We start from the raw sequence: 20,599 nt of genomic DNA, 5'->3' as shown, positions 1-20,599 counted from the left end.
ACCCAAAGCAAAGGAGAGCCTCGTGGGCAAGGTGGTCATGTACAGCTCGGTGTCGGTGGACGGCTTTATCGCGGACGAGCACGACCAGCCCGGACCGCTGTTCGACTGGTTGTCCAGCGGTGACGTTCCGTTGGACGAGAGCGGCGAGTTGAAGGTATCGCAGACGTCCTACGACTACACCCGGCCGTACTGGGACCAGATCGGGGCGACAATCGTCGGCCGCCACGTCTTCGATCTGACGGACGGCTGGGACGGGAAGCCTCCGGGCGGGGTCGACCACGTGGTCGTCGTGACGCACCGGCCGAAGCCCGAGGGCTGGGACCCCGAGGGGTCGTTTCACTTCGTCGGCGGCGTCGAGGCAGCCGTGGCCAAGGCGCAGGAGCTTGCCGGTGACCGCATGGTCGAGGTCGCTGCCGGCGACGTCGGTGGCCAGGTGCTTGCCGCGGGCCTGATCGATGAGGTGCGCATGGACGTCGCACCCGTCGTGTTCGGGTCCGGCAAGCGCTACTTCGGGTCGGTCCACGCGCAGCACCTGTTGGAGGATCCTGACGTGGTGATTCAGGGCAACCGGGTGCTTCACCTGCGCTATCAGGTGCGCCGTTGACCGATCTGAGCGGGTACGCAAAGAAGTCCACCGCGAACGATGACACAAGTTCGGGCCTCCAGCAGCGTTTGCGCATCCTCGGAAGACCTCGACACCTACCCCGGGACCGACGCGCCAGTCACCATCCAACCAGCGACTGCACCCTCAACTGTGAAGAGCCCTTAAAGCGAAAGGTCCGGAACACTGTTTCCAGTGTTCCGGACCTTTCTCCAGTTGCGGGGACAGGATTTGAACCTGTGACCTCTGGGTTATGAGCCCAGCGAGCTACCGAACTGCTCCACCCCGCGTCGCTTGATCAACTCTACCCTAGTTTCCGGGCCGCCCTGACCACCTGCCCAGTCCGGCCCAGCCGCCGCCCACCCTCCGGGGCGCCTTTGGGCTCTATTCCGGCCCTCGGGTCCACTGTCCGCGGCGTGTCCGTGTCAAAGTGCCCCCGGACCGCTTCCGCCGGGCGGGAGCAGGGGCACCCGGGCCCGGTAGCTCAGGGTTCCGGCAGGACGCCCCTGGTACGGCCGGGATTTATACACGTCTTGTCCCATAACCCGGCTTCCCGGCTTCCGGACGTCCCCGAGCGGCTTAAAACAAAAGGTCCGGAGCACTGTTTCCAGTGTTCCGGACCTTTTCTCCAGTTGCGGGGACAGGATTTGAACCTGTGACCTCTGGGTTATGAGCCCAGCGAGCTACCGAACTGCTCCACCCCGCGTCGCAAGAACAACTCTACCTGCCGGTGAACATGAGGCCAAATCGAGGTGGCGTGATGTGCATCTCGCCACCGGCGGGCGTCCGCCAGCGTCCGCGCAGGTCCACCCGGTCCAGGCCGGTCCAGGCCGGTCAAGGCCGCAGGGATCGAATCCAGTCCCTCTACGCCACAGGCCGGGCTTGCCTCTCCGGAGAGGGCAAACCCGGCCTGTCGGACCGCGCACAGCCGGCGCCCGGCCCTAGCTCAACGTTAGGAGCCTGCCAGCGTCAGTTGCGGAGCGTTAGCCGCCCGCCGTCGCCGACGGGGTGGCTGAAGGCGTCGGCGTGGCGGTGCCAGCCGGGGCGGCCGGGGTTTCCAGCTTCGCTTCGGCCTCAAGAGCCTTTTGCAGGGCGGCAGCGAGCTTCTTCTGCTGGTCACCGTAGGTCGCAAAGTCGCCCTTCGCGAGGGCGTCCTGGCCGGCCTTGATCGCGGCATTGGCCTCGTCCAGCGCGGCCTTTAGGTCTGCCTTCGCGTCGGTGGTGCCCGGCGGCGTCGCACCCCCTGGCGTGGTGGGCGTGGCCGGCGTTTGTCCCTTGTTCGCCGAGTCCCCTGCCGCGGCCCCCGAATTTCCGCCGAACAGCTGGTTCAAGGCCTCGTCCAGGGTGGGTGCGAACCCGATCTTGTCGCCGAACGCCACCAGGACCCGCTGCAGCGTCGGGTAGGAGGTCTCACCCGTGGAACGCAGATAGACGGGCTGGACGTACGCCATGCCGCCGCCGACCGGCAGGGTCAGGAGGTTGCCGTTGAGCACGGCCGACGCACCCTGGCGCAGCAGGTTGAGGGCCTGCGAAACGGTGGGGTCGGAGTTGAACTTGTTCTGCGCCTGGCCGGGGCCGGGGACCTGGGTCTCCGGCGGGATCTGCAGGAGCCTGAGCTGGCCGTAGCTGTCCGCCTTGACGCCCTTCTGGTTGCCGGCGTCGGAGTCCGCGGCCAGGAAGCCGTAAAGCACGTTGCGGGCGTTGCCGTTGACCACCTGCGGGATGAACGACGACGTCAGCTGGAACGCCGGCTTGTCCTGGTCGGGCATCTTCAGCGACATGTAGTACGGCGGCTGCTTGACCTCGTCCTTGACGGTGGGGTCGTTGGGAACGGACCAGGCGTCAATGTTGGTGTAGAAGCTGTCCGGGTTGGTCACGTGGTAGCGGCCCAGGAGCTCGCGCTGGACCTTGAACAGGTCCTCCGGGTACCGCACGTGGCTCATGAGCGCGCCGGACATCTCCGAATACGGCTTCACCGACGTCGGGAAGATCTTCTGCCAGGCCTTCAGGACCGGATCCTGGTCGTCCCAGGCGTACAGCGTCACGGAGCCGTCATAGGCATCCACGGTGGCCTTGACCGAGTTGCGGATGTAGTTCACCGAGCTGTTCGGCAGGGCTACTGTCCGGTTCGCGGCGGTCTGTGAGTCGGCCGTGGCGGCGGAGAGCTGCTCCTGCTGGGAGTACGGGAAGTACGGGCTCGTGGTGTATCCGTCCACGATCCATTTCACCCTGCCGTCGACGACGGCGGGGTATGGGTTGCCGTCAACGGTCAGGTAGGGCGCCACCTTTTCGACGCGGTCCCGCGGGTTGCGGTCGTAGAGGATCTGGGACTCGGCGTTCACGCCGTCGGAAAGCAGCAGGTCCGAGGACTGGAACTTGATCGCGTAGAGGATCTTGTTGAAGAAGCTGCCCACGTTCGGGCCGCCGTTGCCGGTGAAGGTGTACTGCGTCTCGCCGTCGCCTTCCTTGGCCGCGGGCCGGTCCTGCTCACGGTGCGGTGCACCGTCCGGGGCGCCCACGATCGAGTAGTCGGGCGAGTCCTGGCCGAAGTAGACGCGGGGCTGATAGGTCGAATCGTTGCCGAGCGCACCGGTGGACGGGATGCCCGCCTGCAGGAAGTCCGGCTTGCCGTCCACGGTGAACTTGTTGCCCTTGGCGGCGACGACGCCGTAGCCGTGTGTGTACACCACGTGCCGATTCAGCCAGGACTGCTGGTTCGTGGCCAGCCCGTCCGGGTTGAGTTCGCGTACGGCGATGACCGTGTCCTGGATCTTGCCGTCGATCTCGTAGCGGTCCACGTTCAGGGCGCTGGGGAACTGGTAGTAGGGCCGGTACTGCTCGAGCTGCGAGAACGCATCCGAGATCAGGTTCGGATCCAGCAGCCGGATGTTGGCGGTGGTCTGCGCGTCGGGGGCCAGCGCGCCGGTGGTGGCGTTGGTGGTGGCGTTGTACCGCTTTTCCTGGACCTTATCCAGGCCGTAGGCGGCACGGGTCATCGCGATGTTCCGCTTGATGTATTCGTTCTCCAGCGTCTGCTCCGAAGGCCGGACCTGGAACTGCTGGATGACCCACGGGTAGACGCCGCCGGCCAGGATGGCCGTGATGATGAGCATGGCGGTGCCGATCACCGGAAGACGCCACTTGCCGATCACCGCGGCGACGATGAACAGCACGGCGACGATGGCCGCGGCCACGGCCAGGATGGCCTTGGTCGGAATGACGGCGTTGACGTCCGTGTACAGCGCGCCGGCCCAGCGCCCGCCGTTATTTTGCACCGTGGAGTAGCGGTCCAGCCAGAAGTTGATGCCCATCAGCACCAGGAAGGCGGCGCCCGTGACAGCCAGGTGGATCTGCGCGGCGCGGCTGGTGAAGATCCCGCGTTCCATGATCCGGATGCTGCCGTACAGGTAGTGGGTGAGGATACCGGCAAGGCCGGCGATCACCGTGACACTGATGAGGAACCCGGTGACGAAGCCAAGGAAGGGAAGCGTCATGAGGTAGAAGCTGATGTCGAGTCCGAACTGCGGATCGTTCTGGCCGAACGGCTCCTGGTTCAGGAACAGGAGCACTTTCTGCCACTGGCTGGCCGCGGCGCTGCCGGCGAACAGGCCAAAGAGGATGGGAAGCCCCACCATCACGACGCGCCGGATCGGTTCCAGCTGGGCCTGGTAGCGGTTGAGGTTGTCCCGGATTTCCGAGTCTGGGGCGTACACCGGCCGCGCATGGTAGGCAATCCGGATGGCGAAGAAGACGGCCGTGAACATGATGGCGAAACCTGTCAGGAAGATCACGATCCTGGCGAGGTTCTCGGTCATGAACACTCCGAAGTAGCCCAGCTGCTGGTACCAGAGGACATCCGTCCAGACATTGGCGAAGAAGATGAATCCGACCACGATCAGGGCCACGATGATCAGCGTCGGCGTCAGGGCGCCGCGTCGTGTCTGGGGTCTTCCGGGCGGGACAGTGCTGGCGGGACGGGACAAACTCGGTACCTCATAGCTGGTCGTACTGCTGGTTTTTAGTTATCAGTCGCTGCTGTGGCTCAGTCTGGCGACCAAGTGCCGGTGTAGCCGGGTTGATGCATTCTAACGGCCGTCGCCGCCGTTCCGTCAGGGCCCTGCAGCAGGGTCACGTCTGGACGGCGCGGCCGTCATTAGTGCCACGAGTGGGGGCGGCGCTTAGTTCCGCGGCCAGTCTAGTTGTTGGTGCAGACCGGCAGGCCGGATGTGTCGCCGCCTGACGCGGCCAGTTCAACTGCTTTGCGTGCCTCGGTGAGGTTCTCGACCCGGACCACCTGCAGTCCGTCGGGGATGTGGCCCAGGACGTCTTCGCAGTTGGCCGCCGGCGCCAGGAACAGCGTGGCCCCGCCGGACCGCGCCCCCTGCATTTTCTGGGCGATCCCACCGATGGGTCCTACGGCACCGTCCGGGGTAATGGTTCCGGTCCCGGCGATGTGCTTGCCGCCGGTCAGGTCCCCCGGAGTGACGGTGTCAATGATGCCAAGCGCAAACATCATGCCCGCACTCGGGCCACCGACCTTATCGAGCGAGATGGTGACATCAAACGGGAACGTGAACTTGTACTGCAGCAAGACGCCGAGGATGTAGCGGCCCGCGCTGTTCTTGGCCGGCGTAATGGTAACGGGCACCCGTGCGCCGGCGCGTTCCACGATGACCTTGGCGGGTTTGCCGTTGCCGGCGGCCAGTTCCGCCTGGACCACGCCGAGCGCAGTAATCGGCTTGTCATTGATGGAGACAAGTTCGTCCCCTGCCTGCAGCAGCCCCTTCGAGGCGGAGTCGTCCGGGAGGCCGGCCACCTGCATTTTCTGCCCGAACGGAATCTTCAGTTCCTTCAGTGCCGAGGCGATAGCGTTCTCCTGGGAGGTGGTCATCGCGGTGGCGCTCTCCTGCTGGGACTGCTCCTTAGTGACGCCGGTCGGGAACAGCAGTTCCTGGGGGTAGACGGCTTTGGTCCCGTTCAGCCATGCCGAGAACGCCTCGACGACGCTGACCGGGCCGTTGGGACCGCCGTCGACATAGACAGTGGTGAGGTCCAGGCTGCCTTTGGCGGGATACGACTCATGGCCGCTGACGCTGATGACCGGTTTGCCGTTGTCCTGGCCGATGGTGTTGAAGGTGGGGCCGGGAGACTCGATCACGTAGGGCACCGGCAGGCTCACCGCTGTGATGCCCAGGGCGGCGGCAAGCAGCCCCGAGACCAGCATGGCCGAAGACCGGTTGTTGCGCGGGCGCCGCACGCCGGCGCCGGCCAGTCGCGCCCTTCTGCCCCGGGCAGGGCCGGCCGCTGGGTCGCTGGCGGGCTGCTCACCGTGGGTGATTGTCATTGAACGACCTCTCCGTGCCGGCACGAGATGCTGCGGCCCCGCCGGGACAAGCCCGAGAGGACACCGCAACCACGCACCAGGGCCGCAGCCTAACCCGAGGCTGCCGCGTGCAAATATTCCAACTTCCAAGCCTACGCGCTTGGGACCCCGGACCGCTCTTTGCCTACAGCGAACGTGGCGCGGTTTCGGCAGACAGCCACTCTTGCACAGGGGTACCGTGAAGTTGAGAAGCAGCCACACCGACGATCGGCGGGATCATGACCTCCAACCCACTCAATCCGTCCAATGGCGACGAGGAACCCAAGGATCCCCTGGCCGAAATGCTCAAGAACCTGATGGGCGGGCAGGGCATGGGCAATATCGACCCAGCCGAACTCGCCAAGGCAGCAGGCCTCCCGGACGATCCCAACCTCCTGGCCCAGATGTTCTCCCAGGTGCAGGCGATGATGAGCGCCCCCTCGGAGGGGCCCGTCAATTGGCAGCTGGCGCATGAGAACGCCCGGCGGGTCGCCGCCAGCGGATCCGATCCCTCGGTCACTGCGCAGCAGTCGCGGGAGGTCGATGAGGCCCTTCGGCTGGCCGAACTGTGGCTTGACCAGGTCACCGGGCTTCCGGCCACGGGACTGATCGGCCGGGCGTGGTCCCGCGCCGAGTGGGTCGAGGAAACCCTGGGGACGTGGAAGCGGCTGACCGAGCCTGTGGCCAACAGCATTGCCAATGCGCTCTCGGCCGCCATGACCGAGCAGATGCCCGAGGAAATGAAGTCCATGATGGGCGGCGCCTCCTCGATGATCCAGAACATGGGCGGGGCGATCTTCGGCATGCAGCTCGGCCAGGCGATCGGCGCGCTCTCGGCTGAAGTGGTCAGCTCGACGGACATCGGCGTGCCCCTGGCAGACCTTGAAATGGCGCTCCTGCCGGCCAACGTGGCGAAATTCGGTGAGGGCCTCAGCCTGCCGGAGAACGACATCCGCCTGTTCCTGGCCGTGCGCGAGGCGGCGCACGCCCGCCTCTTCGTCCAGGTCCCCTGGCTGCGCGGGCACCTGCTCGGCGCGATCGAGGCCTACGCCCGCGGCATCCACATCGACACGTCCAAGATCGAAGAACTGGCACGCGAGATCGATCCCAGCAACCCCGAGGGCATCCAGGAGGCGCTCTCGCAGGGTGTCTTCATGCCGCAGCGCACTCCCGCCCAGGAGCAGGCCCTCGAAAAGCTGGAAACGGCGCTGGCCCTGGTGGAGGGCTGGGTGGACGAACTCACTTGGGGTGCCACCGAGAAGCTGCTGCCCTCCGCCGCTGCGTTGCGCGAAACCGTCCGGCGGCGCCGCGCCACCGGGGGCCCCGCGGAGCACGCGTTCTCCTCCCTCGTGGGGCTCGAACTGCGGCCGCGCCGGCTCCGCGAGGCCGCCACGCTGTGGGCCTTGCTCAAGGACGAGCGTGGGGTGGACGGCCGCGACGCCGTTTGGCAGCATCCCGACCTGCTGCCCACGGCCGAGGACCTGGAAGATCCGCAGGGCTTCAGCGAACGCCGCAAACTCGCCGAAGCCAGCGACAGCGAAGTGGACGACGCCCTGCAGAAGCTGCTTAGCGGAGGGTTCGACGAGCCGGCCGGCACCGACGCCACGGAAACCGAGGGCACCGCAGAGTCAGAGGGCACCGCGGAGCCCGGCGCGTCCGGCCAGGAATCGGCGGCCAAGGAGGACGAAGACGACCGTCAGGACGGCGGCCCGGAAGACGGCGGCACGCCCAAGGCCTAACCAAACGCTAGTAGGCCCCGGCCGGGATTTCGGTTCCGTCTGGGGCTTCGTCGTATCCGCCGCCGGGCACGAGGCCGCGTGAGGTCGCGAACGAGACCCCTTCCAGGAAGGCCTTGGCGCGCTCAGTCTCCGGGTACGCCGTCAGCAACCGCCAAAAGGCGGCATCGTGGCCGGCCACCAGGAGGTGGGCCAGTTCGTGGAGCAGCACGTAGTCGATCACCCACTGCGGCATGGGCTGCAGCTTCGCCGAGAGCCGGATGGTCCCTTCGGACGGCGTCGCGGAACCCCAGCGCGAATTCTGGTTGGTGACCCAGCGGACCGAGGAGGGCACCGCCCTGCCGCCCAGATACTTCGCCGACAGGGCGGCGGCGTGGGCGGCCAGGTCGGCATCGCTGCGGGGGCGCCGCCGGCCGGAACCAGGCGCCGCCCGGTCCCCCTGGCGCCGGAGTTTTTCCAGCATGCGATGGACCCACTCCCGTTCCTGGGCCCTGCTGAAGGAGGCGGGGATGGCGACGACGGCGGTGCCGTCCTCCCAGAACGCGGCGACCGTGCGGCGTCGGCGGGCAGAGCGGCGCACCACCACCGGGGCGCCGTCGGCGGTGGTCAGCGGTGTGGCCGCCGGAGCTGCGCCGGACTTCGCTGAACCCCCAGACTTCACTGAACCAGGCATCACTGAACCGTGCTTTCGGCCAGGACCGTCAGGACGGCCTCGCCGTACTTCTCCAGTTTGGATGGACCCACACCGGCGAGTTTGGCCAACTGCTCCAGCGATTCGGGGCGTGCCTCGGCGATGGCAGTCAAGGTGGCATCGGTGAACACGACAAAAGCCGGGACGTCCGCCTCAAGGGCCACGTCCTTCCGCCATTGCCTGAGCGCGTCGAACGTCTGTTCCTCGTAGCTGGGCGGGCACTGGTTGCAGCGGCCCACCTTGCGCTCCGCGCCGCTGGAGAGCATGCTGCCGCAGACCCGGCACGACGCCGGGACGGCCGCCTTCCGGCGCGGCGCCGGCCCCTTGCCCCGCAGGTGGGAGCTGGCCACGGAGTCGGGCCGCAGGCCGTCCAGGAAGCGCGAAGGCTTGCGGTTGGCGCGCCCGCCCGGTGTCCGGGCAGTGGACCAGGACAGCGACAGGTGTTCGCGGGCGCGGGTGATGCCGACATACAGCAGCCGGCGTTCCTCGTCCACCGCTTCCGGGGAGTCCGCGAACGAGATCGGCACGAGGCCCTCGCTCAGCCCGACCAGGAACACGGCGTCCCATTCCAGGCCCTTGGCGGCGTGCAGCGATGCCAGGGTGACGCCCTGGACGGTCGGTGCGTGCTGGGCCAGGGACCTTTCCTGGAGCTCGTTGACGAAGTCCGGGAGCGCGAACTGCGGGCCCCTGCTGATCACGAGTTCGTCGGCCAGCGCCACGAGGGCGGCCAGCGATTCCCAGCGCTCCCGGAGCGCGCCGCCGCTGTGCGGCACCGCGTCCGTGTAGCCCAGGGAGGCGACGATGTCCCGGACCAGCTGCCCGAGCGGCTCGGGCGTGGCGGTTTCGGCCACGGCCCGGGTGGCGGCCCGGAGCTGCAGGATGGCATCCCGGACCTCCTTCCGCGCGAAGAACCGCTCACCGCCGCGCAGCTGGTACCCGATCCCTGCCGAGGCCAGCGCCTGTTCGTAGGCTTCGGACTGCCCATTGGTGCGGAAGAGCACGGCGACCTGGCTCGCCGGAGTTCCGGCGTCGAGGAGTTCGCGGATCCGCGCGGCGACCGTGGCGGCCTCCGCCTCGTCATCCGAGCATTCGGTGAACCGCGGCACCGGGCCCGCCGGCCGCTGCGCCACGAGCTGCAAAGGCGTGGCCCAGGCGGCGTCGGCCACCGGGCCGCCGCTCCGCCGGCCGGCGAGGAGGTCGTTGGCGAGCCTGACAACCTGGGGCGTGGAGCGGTAGTCCCGGATCAGCTTGACGACGTGGGCCTCGGGATACATCGCTTTGAAGCCGAGCAAGTGCTTCGGGGAGGCGCCGGTGAAGGAGTAGATGGTCTGGCTGGCGTCACCCACGACGCAGAGCTCGTCGCGCCCGCCGAGCCACAGCTCCAGGAGCCGCTGCTGCAGCGGCGAGACGTCCTGGTACTCGTCAACGACGAAGTGCCGGTACTGTTCCCGGACGGTCGCTGCCACCTTAGGGTCCTCCTGCAGGATCCCCACGGTGATCAGCAGCACGTCCTCGAAGTCGATGACGTTGCGGTCGGTCTTGACGTCCTCATAGGACTGGAAGACCCGCGCCACGGCCGTCAGGTCGAAACCGCCCGGGTTGCCGCGGCCCTGGGCATTTTCCAGATAGTTCGCCGGGGTCAGCATGGATACCTTGGCCCACTCGATTTCGGAGGCGAGGTCCCGGATGGAGGCGCGGTCCGTGCTGAGCCGGAGCCGCCGCGCGGCCTCGGCAATCATCTGTGCCTTGTGGTCGAGCAGGTTGGGCAAGGTGCCGCCCACCGCCTGCGGCCAGAAGAACTGCAACTGGCGCAGCGCCGCGGCGTGGAAGGTGCGGGCCTGAACGTTGCCGACGCCGAGGTCACGGAGCCGGCTGCGCATCTCGGCGGCAGCCCGGGCCGTGAAGGTGACAGCGAGGAGCCGTTGCGGGCTGTACACCCCCGAGTGCACGCCGTAGGCGATCCGGTGCGTGATGGCGCGGGTCTTGCCGGTGCCGGCACCGGCCAGGACACACATGGGCCCCTGAAGGGTGCTGGCGACCTCGCGCTGCTCGGCGTCGAGGCCGCCGAGGATCCGTTCCTCCAGCGAGCGGCCGTCAGGTTCGGGGGCCTCACCGGCCGGGGCATCGCCCGACGTCGTGCCGCCGGACGGTTCCCCGCCGGGGATGGTGCTGAAGTTCAATTTCTCTGTGGTCACTTTGCTGCTTAGTCGGTAGTCGGTGTCCTGCGGATGGGGGCAGGCCTGGTCAGGCGCTGTCCGCGGCGTCCTGAATGACGCCGCCGTACCAGTGTTCAATAAGGGACCGGGCGATGGAGAGCCTGCTGGAAATGACGATCTCGCCGCTGAGGACGGCGTCCTGCAGTTCGCTCCGGCTGAACCAGCGCGCCCTGGTGACCTCGACGCCGTCGGGCCGGGCCTCGGTGTCCGGCGTGGTGGCCGTGAAACCGAGCATCAGGGAGGCGGGAAACGGCCAGGACTGCGATCCGAGGTACTGGGACGCGGTGACGCGGACTCCGACTTCCTCGCCGATTTCGCGCTGCACGGCCTGTTCGAGCGACTCCCCAGGCTCGACGAAGCCGGCGAGGGTCGAATAGTTTCGGGCGTCGAGCGGGCCGCCTCCGCCCAGCAGCAGTCTCCCGTCGGGGCCCACCACGGTGACGATGATGGCCGGATCCGTCCGGGGGAAGTGCTCGGAGTTATCGGCCGGGCAGCGCCGGACCCAGCCGCCGGCTTCCGGCTGCGTGGGAGTGCCGCAGCGCGGGCAGTGCGTGTGGGTGGAGTGCCAGTTGGCGATGGCGCTGGCTTCGATGAACAGCGCAGTGTCCGTGGCGTTCAGGCGTGCCGCGACTTCGCGGAAACCCACCCACTGCGCATCGCTGGGAACGCCGGCCACGTGGGCCTCGAATTCCTCGGCCTGGACTTCGAACTGAACGGGGAGGACAAAGAGGACGAGTTCGGTGCCGGCGTCGAGGTCCGAGCCCGCCAGGGCGGAACCGAGGTAAATCACGTGTTCGGGAGCATACGGGGTGTTGGCCAGGTGCCCGGAGAGCTCGGCCGCGTTGAGGAGCACGAGGCTGTTGCCGCTGACGAGGGCCTGCCGGCCGGAGAGCACCACGGCCTGCGCCGAACCTGAACCGACCAGCTCCGCGAGCATTCCGGGTTTCCCCCGCGCCACGGATCCACGGTCGATCAGGGCCGGGCGCACCGGAAGGACAGTCTCCATGAGGTGGTTTGCCGGCAGGAGATGTACCGGCGGGGCCGCACCGTCGGGTGCCGGGGATTCGGAGGGGGTTTGCTGTGATGCCGGTGACGATCCCGGTGACGATGCCGGTGACTCCGCAAGACTCATATACCCACCGTACTGACTCGGGCAGACAATTGACATTTGCCGGCCATGCCGCCGGGCGCTCCACGGCGTCTGCGGGACAGGCCGTTTACCCCGGGTTCAGCGCCGATTTAGCGCCGATTTGTCCCCGATCTCAAGACTCGCCGGAGTACATCGCCGTCTTGGGCGCCGCTCAATCTACCGTGGAAGGGTGAGAAGGAAACCAATCGAACTGGCAGCCGTAGCAACGGCGGCGGTACCCGGCCTGACCCCGACCGCCGTCAGCTCTGCGCCCGACGATCCGGCGGACTTCGACGCGGCCCTCCTGCTGGACTCCGAAGGCAAGCGTTGGCGCGTCCGCTCCCCCCGGCATGCCGAAGCCAGTGCCCGGCTGGAAACCGAATTCCTGGTGCTGCGGGCCTTCGCTCCCGGCATCCGGGCCGAGCTGCCGTTCCTCATGCCCACGGTGGCGGGAACGGTCCGGCAAGGCCAGCTCAGCACGTTCGTCTATTCACACCTGGCCGGCGCCACCCGCTCCTTGGACGAGCTCAGCAGCGGCTCCCCCGCGCTGGCCCGCGAAATCGGGGCGGCGCTGGCCGCGATCCATGACCTCCCGCGGTCGATCGTGAGCAACGCCGACCTGCCCAGCTACACGCCCAACGAATTCCGCCAGCGGCGCCTCAACGAACTGGATCAGGCGGCCACGACCGGAAAGATCCCGCCCCTGCTGCTGCGGCGCTGGGAACACGCCATGGAAGACGTCTCGCTCTGGCGCTTCAATCCCTGCGTCGTTCACGGCGATCTGCATGAGGACAACCTGCTGGTCGAGGGCGAGCGTGTGACCGCAGTGACGGGCTGGACCGACCTGCGCATCGGAGACCCGGCGGACGACATGGCCTGGCTCGTCGCCTCGAACGAACAGGACTTTGTGAACGCGGTCCTGGATCACTACACCTCCAGCCGGCGCGATGCGCCCGACGCGCACCTGTTGCGGCGGGCCGCGCTGTCCGCCGAATTCGCCTTGGCGCAGTACCTGGTCAAGGGCATGGCCGCCGGCAACCAGGACATGATCGACGAGGCAGAATCCATGCTCGCCACACTGGCCGAGGACGTGGCGGAACACGGCGGCCAGCCGATCAGCGTGGAACCGCTGCCGGCCGCGGCACCCATACCCGGCACAGAACAAGCCAATGCCGAGACCGGCGTTCATGTCGACACGGCGACGGCGACGGTCCCGGCCGCGCCCGTCCCTCCAGCCAACGGGGCTGCGCCCGCCGTCAGCAAGGTCACGCTGCTGCCCATGGAGCCGGTACCCGGTACCGCTCCGGCTGGCGATGCCACTGCCGGCATTAGTGCGCGGCCCGCAGTGCATGTCACCCCTATCCCCCGGGAATCGGAGACTGACGAACCGACGGCTGTCCCGCAGCCTGCCGCAGAGACAGCGCAGCACACAGACGCATCCAAGGACACAGCCGCCGACGCAGGCGCCCAGCCAGGCACCGGTGAGGCCGCCGGCGCTGCCGCCCAGCCGGGCGGGTCCGCCGACATCTCCAGAGACCACGACGCCCAGGCTTCCGAGGCTGGTATCTCGCAGGACGACGCCCCGCAGTCAGCGGCCCCGGACGCCGGAGCAGCCGGTACGGCCAGTGAAAGCGACGCCGAAGCCGGGGTTCCCGCCGGCGGCGACACGTCGACGCAATCGATCGCCGTCGTACAGCCGGACTCCGCTGCGGAGCCCGGGTCCGCTGACAACACGTCGACCGCCGCCATCACGGTGGTCGACTCCGCCTCCCGCTAGCCCCGGCTGCCGGCCGGATTGGGTGCACTACCCCGGCCGGCTCGTTCGGCGGATCTTCCCTGGCCGGCTGACATCCGCTAGGTGCCGCTCGCCGCTGCCGTCCTTCCCAGCGCCGCCGCCACGATTTCCTCAAGCTTTTCCGCTGATCCGAGGTCGTGCGGGCGGACCACCTGGTTGTCGGCCACGTAGTAGAAGGCGGCCCGGACATCCTCCAACGGGACCCCTTTAAGGCGGGCCCAGGCCAGGCGATAGACGGCGAGCTGGACTGCTTTCACCTTCAGCTGGGCAGCCGAGGGGCGGCGGCCGGTCTTCCAGTCCACAAGGTCCCAGCGGCCGTCGGCATCGCGGAACACGGCATCGATCCTGCCCCGGACCACGACGTCGCCGATCCGCGTCTCGACCGGGACCTCAACGTGGGCGGGGGCGCGGTGGGCCCACTCGGACTGGCGGAAAGTTTCCACCATGGAATCCAGGCCGTAGGCCTCGTCGATGTGGTCGTCAGCGCCGGCGGCCTCACCCAGGTCCAGCATCCCTGCGGCGCCGAAGTATTCCTCCACCCAGGCGTGGAAGGCCGTGCCCTTGCGGGCCGACATCCCCGGTTCGCGCGGGACCGGCCTGCGCAGGCGGGCCACAACGGAGCCTGCGTCATCTTCCAGGTCCACGAGAGTCGACGCCGAGATATGCCCGGGCAGATGCACATCCTGGAGCACCGAACGCCGCGAGCGGCGTTCCAGCAACGTGGCCGCCTCCTGCGCCCACCCCGCTGCAGGACCGCGCAGGACGGGACGGTTTCCGACCTCCGCGCCGCCCGCCGCGCCGGGGCGCGTCGGGGACGCAGCCGGGTCACCATCACGGTCCCACTGCTGGCCGCTGCCCAGGCCAAGGCCCGGCTGGGCGTCCGGGCCGGCGTCCATCGCCTGCAGGACGCGGGCCGCGGCGGATTCCATGGCCGCCCGCCGGCCCGGGACCAGCCGCAGCCGCTTCCCCGTCCGGGGGTCATGCGGGCCCTCCAGGGGATCATAGGGCCAGGCGGCGACTTCGAGTTCAGAGGTCAGGGGGCTTTCGGCCGGCAGCGCGTCCTCGCTGACGGACAGCGGGTGGATTTCGGCCGCGCCGTCCGCGGTGAGGCCCTCGAGCCCGGCAAGGAAAGGAGACATCTCCGCCAAACCGGCCCGGGACCCCACCCACGCGGCACTGGACATCCAGAGCACATGTTTGGCACGGGTGTACGCCACGTAGGCCAGGCGCCGTTCCTCGGCCTCGCCGTGCGCCTGAACGGCAGACTTGAACTCCTTCTCGGCGTCCAGCCAGCCTTTCTGGTCCGGCTGGTCCAGGTCCCATTGGGGCAAATCGGTGCGATCGCCGCGCAACGGCCACGGCAATGCCGCACTGCCGCTGCTCCACCGCGAGTCCCGGCTGCTGGGGAACGCCCCGGAATTGAGCCCGGGAACGAACACCACATCCCATTCCAGCCCCTTGGAGGCATGCACGGTCAACAGCTGGACGGCTTCGTGGTTCACTTCCGGCGCTGCGGCATCCAAGCCGTTTTCCTCGGCCGCCGCGGCTTCCAGCCATGCGAGGAACGCCAAAACGTCGACCCGCTGGGAGGTGTGCAGGAACCCGGCCGCTGCGTCCTGGAAGGCGTCCAGGTTGCGGCGGGCCTGATGGATGCTGATCCCGGGCCGCGCCGCAACTTCGATGTCCAGGAGCATCGCCCGTTCCACCTCGCCCAGCAAAGTGGTGAGGTCGTCGCCGATGTAACTGCGCAACTGCCGGAGCTCGTCCGAGAGCCGCTGCAGACGGTCCCGGGCCTCCGGGCTCAGTCTGCGCCCGTGCGCCGACGTCCAGCCGTCGCGGGGCAGCCAGTCCAGAGCCTCGACCAAGCTGGCCGAATCGGTGATATCGCCTTCAATCACTGCGTCGTCGTCGTTCTGGCCAGTATCCTCGGCGGCACGCCCGGCGTCGTCGGCGTCCAGGCCGCCGGGGCGGCCCCGACGGCGGGCCAGGAAACTGGACCAGTCCCGCAGGGCCATCAGGTCCGCCGGGCCGATCCGCCACCGCGCGCCGGCCAGCAGGCGCATGAGGGAGTCCGAGCGGCCCGGGTCGGCCAGGACCCGGAGCGTAGCGACAAGGTCGATGATTTCCGGCGTGTCCAACAGCCCGCCGAGCCCAACGATCTCATAGGGAATGCCCCGGACTTCGAACTCGCGGCGAATGCATTCCATCTGCGCCCGTCGCCTGCACAGGACGGCCATGGCCGGCGGAACCGGGTCCGCGGAGTGAGCGGCGTCGAAGTCCGTCACGCGAAATTTCAGCACGTCGCTGGCGATGGCCGCGGCCTCGGCTTCGTCCGTGGCGAACCGTCCCATCACCACCCTGCCGTCCACCGCTGCGGGGCTGGGCTGCAGGGGCGGGACCTCGACGGCGTCGGCGCTTTCCCGGGCCCCGGCGGCCCCGAGGTTCGCCGCCGCCTTGCTCAGCGGCGCCGAAATGAGGTTGGCCGTGGCCAGGATGTTGCGTCCGTTGCGCCACGCCGTAGTCAAGTAGGATGTGGGCGCCACGGCAAAGCGCCGGGTCTGCCCACTGCTCTGGTCCCCGCTGCCCTGGTCCCCCTCGCTGCCGCGGCCGGTGCAGGTACCGTCCCCGCTGACGCCGACGAGGACCGGGAATTCGCGGACGAAATGGAAGAGTTGCCCGGCGGACGCCCCCCGGAATCCGTAGATGGACTGGTTCGGGTCCCCCACCGCGGTGACCGCATGGCCGTCGCCGAACAGCCGGGAGAACAGCACCAACTGGGCGTGCGAGGTGTCCTGGAACTCATCGAGCAGCACCACCTTGTAGCGCTGGCGCTCCGTTTGGGCAGCGACCGGAATCTCGTTGGCCACCCGCGCCGCCAGGGCCACCAGGTCACCGAAGTCCAGGGCGCCGCGGGCGCGCTTCGCCTCCGAATAGCGGCCCACCATGTCCGCGACGCTGGCCCGCGTGCGCAGCATCGCGCTGAGCTCGCCCGCAGCCTGGGTGGGGTTCTTCTTGGCTTCTGCGACGTACGGGAGCGACTCGAACTCGGCGACCCGTTCCAACAGCCAGCCACGGACCTGGGCCGGGTCCTGCAGATGCTCCGAGCACTCTCCCGCCAGTTGGATCACGGCCTTGACGAGCGTCGATTTGGCGGACCGGAAGTGTTCGTAGTCCCCGTCAAAGGCTTCCACCACCTCGCTGGCGAGCTGGAACGACTGGGCGCCGCCGAGCAGCACGACGTCGCGTTCGACGCCGAGGCGGAGACCATAGTCGGACACAATGCCGCTGGCATACGAGTGGTAGGTGGAGACTTTGGGTTCGAGCGCATCCGCGCTCAGCAGCCCGGCAGGGAAGAGCGTGTTCCCGGTGTCGGCCGCCGCAATGCGCGCCAGCGCGGCAAGCTTGGCCCGGATCCGCGAGGCGAGTTCACCCGCTGCCTTACGGGTGAAGGTGACGCCGAGGACTTCCTCCGGCCGGACCCAGCCGTTGGCAACGAGCCACACCACCCGGTCCGCCATGGTGGCGGTCTTCCCCGACCCCGCCCCGGCGATCACGAGCCGCGGCGTGAGGGGCGAGGAAATGATCAGGGACTGTTCAGCCGTGGGGCTGTTCCCCTCCCCCAGCAGTGCCGACAGCTCTTCCGGGCTGAACCGCGGGGCGGGAAGGGGAGCGGGTGCCGGATGCGGGTCAGTCGGGCCGGGTGCCGGCGCCTCGGGGCTCATTCAGTAACCTGCTTTCCCCGCACGCACAGCGGGCACACTTCAGGGAGCCGGCAGCCGTGGCCGCCGTGGCCTCCCTTGGACGGATCGTGGCGGGCCTGGAAAACGCTGCCGGACATCACGCGGGCGGCGTCGCCGACCATCTCCAGTGCCCAGTTGTCCTGCGGATCCAGCGGTGCCTGGGCCTGGATGCCGGGGCTCTTGGTGGTGGTGCCCAGCTGGGCCAGGACGGCCCCGCCCGGCAGCGGCGGCGGACCGTCGTCGGGACCCGCGAAGCCGCCGGCCAGCACGGCGGCCTGATAGGCGCCGAGCTGCGGGTGCCGGTCCAGATCCGCTTTGCCGGGCTGGCGTTTGCCGGTCTTGAGGTCGATGATCACCAGCCGGCCCTCGGCGTCGATCTCGAGCCGGTCGACCTGGCCCCGGAGCACGGCGGGCCGCGCCGGACCGGTGCTCCCGCCGTCGCCGGACTCGGATTCGGCCTGCGAGCCAGCGGCCTCCGCCGGAACGTCCGGCAGCTTCACCTCAAAATCCTGTTCGACGCCGACCAGGCTCCGGCCCTCGCTGCGCATCACGAGGACGTACTGGGCGAGCTTGCGGACCATGGACTCGGCTCGCTGGAAGTCCAGTTTGCCTTCCCAGTTGTCCTTCATCCCCAGTGTGGGCCAGCGCCGGACGAGTTCGGCAACGTATTCGCTTCCCGAGGCGTCCGGCATGTCCTGCGCGATGGCGTGGACCAGCGTTCCCAGGCTGCGGGCAAAATCGGTTGCGGCTTCTCCGCCGGCGGCCTGGACGAACCAGTCCAGCGGCGATTTCTGCACGGTTTCGACCTTCGAGGGCGACACGAACACGGTACCGCCCGGCGGAACCACGGGCTCCGCCGAGGACAACTCCGCCAACCCCCACCAGCTCGCGGGATGCGCGCCCGGAACCGGAGGCTGGGCCGTGGCCAGGCCTCCCAGCACGGCCGCGGCTTCCGCCGATTCGGCCGCCCTCGGGTCGAGCTGGGCGTACTGGCGCAGCTCCGCGACCAGCGCCCGGAGGGTCAGCGGACGCTCGACCGGGGTAAAGCCCCGGCGGTCCTGCCCCGGCCGCAACGGCGCCACATAATCCAGGAACGAGGACGGCTGCTCATCCTCCGAGGACACCGCGGTGCAGATCAGCACCTCCCGGGCGCGGGACACTGCAGTGGAAAAGCTCCGGAGCTCGTCATAACGTATTTCGCGCAGCCGGCTCTGGGGATCCAGCCGCAGCGCATACTCCACGCCGTGCTCGACGGCGTCGGCGAACAGCGTGCTGCCGAGCAGCTCGCCGCGCAAACGCGTGTTGGGCCACACACCTTCCTGCAGTCCGGGCACAATCACCACCGGCCACTCGCGGCCGGCCGCGCTGGCAGGGGTCATGAGCTCCACCGCGTCTTCCAGCTGCGCCCGCGCCGCAAGGGTATCCATGGGAAGTTCCTGGCTGAGGAGGTATTCAAGGAACTGCTCTGGGCCGGACCCCGGCAGCTGGTCCACAAAGCGTTCCGCGGTATGGAACAGCGCCATCATGGCGTCAAGGTCACGGTCGGCCCGGGCACCGGCCGATCCTCCCGCGAGGGCTGCGTCGGTCCAGCGGGAGGCCAGGCCGGTGGAATGCCAGAGCGCCCAGAGCACCGTCTCGGCGTTGCCTCCGGGGGCCCCGGCGGCGTCCCGCCCCGCGGCGATCATCCGGGCGATCCGGCGGGCCGAGTGCCCCTCGATGCCCAGCGTTGCCAACGCTCCCGGCTCCAGCAGGGCCTCGACCAGGAGGGCGTCGCTGGTGCGTCCGCCGCCGCCCAGGAGTTCCTCCCGGCGCAGCGACTGCCGCAGCCTCCGCAGTTCAATCGACGTGGCGCCGCCTATCCGGGACGTCAGCAGGGACACGGCTGACTCGGGTGTGAGCGCGGCAGGGTCCAGGGCCACCGCATAGGCATCGAGCAGCGGACGGACCGCGACCTCGTCCCGGACGGCGGATTCGGCGACGGGAATCCGGACCGGAATCCCCTGCCCGGCCAGGTACCGCTGCAACTGGCTGAGCTGGCCGCCGTTGCGCACTATCACGGCGATGTCCCCGAGTTCCCGGGCGTCGTTCAGCTGGGCTTCGAGGATCCGCTGGGCCACATACCGCAGCTCATGGACCGGGGACGGCAGCAGGTGGGCCTCGACGGTCCCCGGGCGGCCGTCTGCTGTTCCCTCCGGCGTCGGGACTGGTTGCCCGTCCGGCGCCGGTACTGGTTCGGGCTGTTCGAGCCGGCGGGCGGACTGGCCGCCGGACCTGCGGGAGATGCGCCCGGCCACCGACAGCCAAGCCTCTGCTACCGCCGGTACCTGCCGATGCGCGGTCCACAGCGGACGTTCCAGGATCGCTCCGTCAGGGGCCAGGAGGCCGGGAAGCTCCGCTACGAGATCGGGGCGTGCCCCGCGGAAGCCCTGAACCACGGTGTCCGGCGAGGCAGTGATGATGGCGTCCTTGCCGGCGGCGATGTCTGCGAGCAATTCGAAGACCGCCGGGTTCGCCTCCTGGATGTCGTCGACGAGAATCAGCTGGAGGCGGTCGCGTTCGGCGGCGAGGAAATCGGGCGAGTCCTGGAAGATCTGGCGCGCGGCAGTGATGATGCCGGCGGGGTCGAAGGCCTCGGGCATGCGCAGGTCCAGGACATCGCGGTACTCGGAGTACAGTGCGGCCGCCGGAATCCAGTCCGGCCGGTTGCACTGCCGCGCCAAGGCTACAAGGTCCTCGGCCGTCCGCCCGGATTCGATAATCCGGTCAAAGAGCTGGCGCACTTCCTGCCGGAAACCGCGGGTCCGCAGAGCGGCGTCCAGGTCCTCGGGCCAGGGCAGTTCGAGGCCGGGCAGCGCATGGCCCTCCAGCAGTTCCTTGATGATCAGGTCCTGTTCCGGGCCGGAGAGCAGCTTCGGCTGGCGCGGAAGCGGCAGGAGGCCTTCGGCCTTGGCACGGCGAATCAGATCGAAGGCGTATGACGCCCAGGTCCGCGCCGGCGTCGTGCTCAGGCTCCGGTCCAGGCGGGCCGTGAACCGGTCGCGGAGCGTATCCGCGGCGAGCCGCCCGGGAGCCAGGATAAGCATCCGCTCCGGATCCAGGCCGTCGCGCAGGGTGCGGCGGACGGCGGCCTCGACCAGGACCGTCGACTTGCCGGTGCCGGGTGCGCCGGGCACCAGGACGGGGCCGGAGCCGGGCGGGACCTCGACGGCGGCGAGCTGGTCCGGCGACAGCACCGGGACCGCACTGTGGTGGGTCCGGGGCGGCAACAGGCGCAACCCTGCTCCCGTTGCGTGCCCCGCCCCGGGGAGGGGACGGGGCACGGACCGCTG

General features: G+C 68.8%; 10 protein-coding genes and 2 tRNA genes. 3 read left to right on the top strand and 9 right to left on the bottom strand.

Features of this window, described 5'->3' with window-relative positions:
* The first annotated feature begins 22 nt into the window (after positions 1-22).
* Positions 23-604 (top strand): dihydrofolate reductase family protein, encoded by a 582-nt coding sequence (locus AC1DXI_RS03135; protein ID WP_476937399.1) that lies wholly within the window; start codon positions 23-25, stop codon positions 602-604.
* Between the two features lie 213 nt (positions 605-817).
* Here the strand turns inward: AC1DXI_RS03135 and AC1DXI_RS03130 are convergent.
* The 4 genes from AC1DXI_RS03130 to AC1DXI_RS03115 form a co-directional block, all read right to left on the bottom strand.
* Positions 818-891, bottom strand: a tRNA-Met gene (locus AC1DXI_RS03130).
* A gap of 342 nt (positions 892-1,233) precedes the next feature.
* A tRNA-Met gene (locus AC1DXI_RS03125) sits at positions 1,234-1,307 on the bottom strand.
* A gap of 277 nt (positions 1,308-1,584) precedes the next feature.
* Complete coding sequence (locus AC1DXI_RS03120; protein ID WP_476937398.1) at positions 1,585-4,584, bottom strand: UPF0182 family membrane protein; 3,000 nt, start codon at positions 4,582-4,584, stop codon at positions 1,585-1,587.
* Positions 4,585-4,796: 212 nt separating this feature from the next.
* On the bottom strand, positions 4,797-5,945 hold the full coding sequence (locus AC1DXI_RS03115) for a YlbL family protein (RefSeq protein ID WP_476937397.1): 1,149 nt from the start codon (positions 5,943-5,945) through the stop codon (positions 4,797-4,799).
* A gap of 257 nt (positions 5,946-6,202) precedes the next feature.
* Between AC1DXI_RS03115 and AC1DXI_RS03110 the strand changes: the two genes are divergently transcribed.
* Positions 6,203-7,702, top strand: coding sequence for a zinc-dependent metalloprotease (locus tag AC1DXI_RS03110; protein ID WP_476937396.1), 1,500 nt, complete (start codon positions 6,203-6,205; stop codon positions 7,700-7,702).
* 7 nt (positions 7,703-7,709) lie between these two features.
* Here the strand turns inward: AC1DXI_RS03110 and AC1DXI_RS03105 are convergent, their stop codons facing one another.
* The 3 genes from AC1DXI_RS03105 to nudC form a co-directional block, all read right to left on the bottom strand.
* Positions 7,710-8,372 (bottom strand): M48 metallopeptidase family protein, encoded by a 663-nt coding sequence (locus AC1DXI_RS03105; protein ID WP_476937395.1) that lies wholly within the window; start codon positions 8,370-8,372, stop codon positions 7,710-7,712.
* A complete protein-coding gene (locus AC1DXI_RS03100; RefSeq protein ID WP_476937494.1) occupies positions 8,372-10,474 on the bottom strand; it encodes an ATP-dependent DNA helicase UvrD2 in 2,103 nt (700 codons plus the stop codon). Before AC1DXI_RS03100 ends, AC1DXI_RS03105 begins: the two co-directional genes overlap by 1 nt.
* 160 nt (positions 10,475-10,634) lie before the next feature.
* Positions 10,635-11,738, bottom strand: a complete 1,104-nt coding sequence (gene nudC / locus AC1DXI_RS03095; RefSeq protein ID WP_476937394.1) for an NAD(+) diphosphatase — start codon at positions 11,736-11,738, stop codon at positions 10,635-10,637.
* Positions 11,739-11,925: 187 nt separating this feature from the next.
* Here nudC and AC1DXI_RS03090 point away from each other — a divergent pair, with 187 nt between their 5' ends.
* Positions 11,926-13,512 carry a macrolide 2'-phosphotransferase gene (locus AC1DXI_RS03090; protein WP_476937393.1) on the top strand — a complete coding sequence of 529 codons (1,587 nt, stop codon included), beginning with the start codon at positions 11,926-11,928 and terminating at the stop codon, positions 13,510-13,512.
* 77 nt (positions 13,513-13,589) lie between these two features.
* Here AC1DXI_RS03090 and AC1DXI_RS03085 read toward each other — a convergent pair whose 3' ends face one another.
* A complete protein-coding gene (locus tag AC1DXI_RS03085) occupies positions 13,590-17,252 on the bottom strand; it encodes an ATP-dependent helicase (RefSeq protein WP_476937392.1) in 3,663 nt (1,220 codons plus the stop codon).
* The gene (locus tag AC1DXI_RS03080) at positions 17,249-20,590 is read right to left on the bottom strand and encodes an ATP-dependent helicase (protein ID WP_476937493.1); all 3,342 of its coding nucleotides are present in this window, start codon (positions 20,588-20,590) and stop codon (positions 17,249-17,251) included. Before AC1DXI_RS03080 ends, AC1DXI_RS03085 begins: the two co-directional genes overlap by 4 nt.
* Positions 20,591-20,599: the final 9 nt, after the last annotated feature.

Source organism: Arthrobacter sp. P1_H7, from assembly GCF_056405215.1.
The sequence above is the reverse complement of the archived record's forward strand: the minus strand, read 5'-3'. Positions and strand labels throughout refer to the sequence as shown.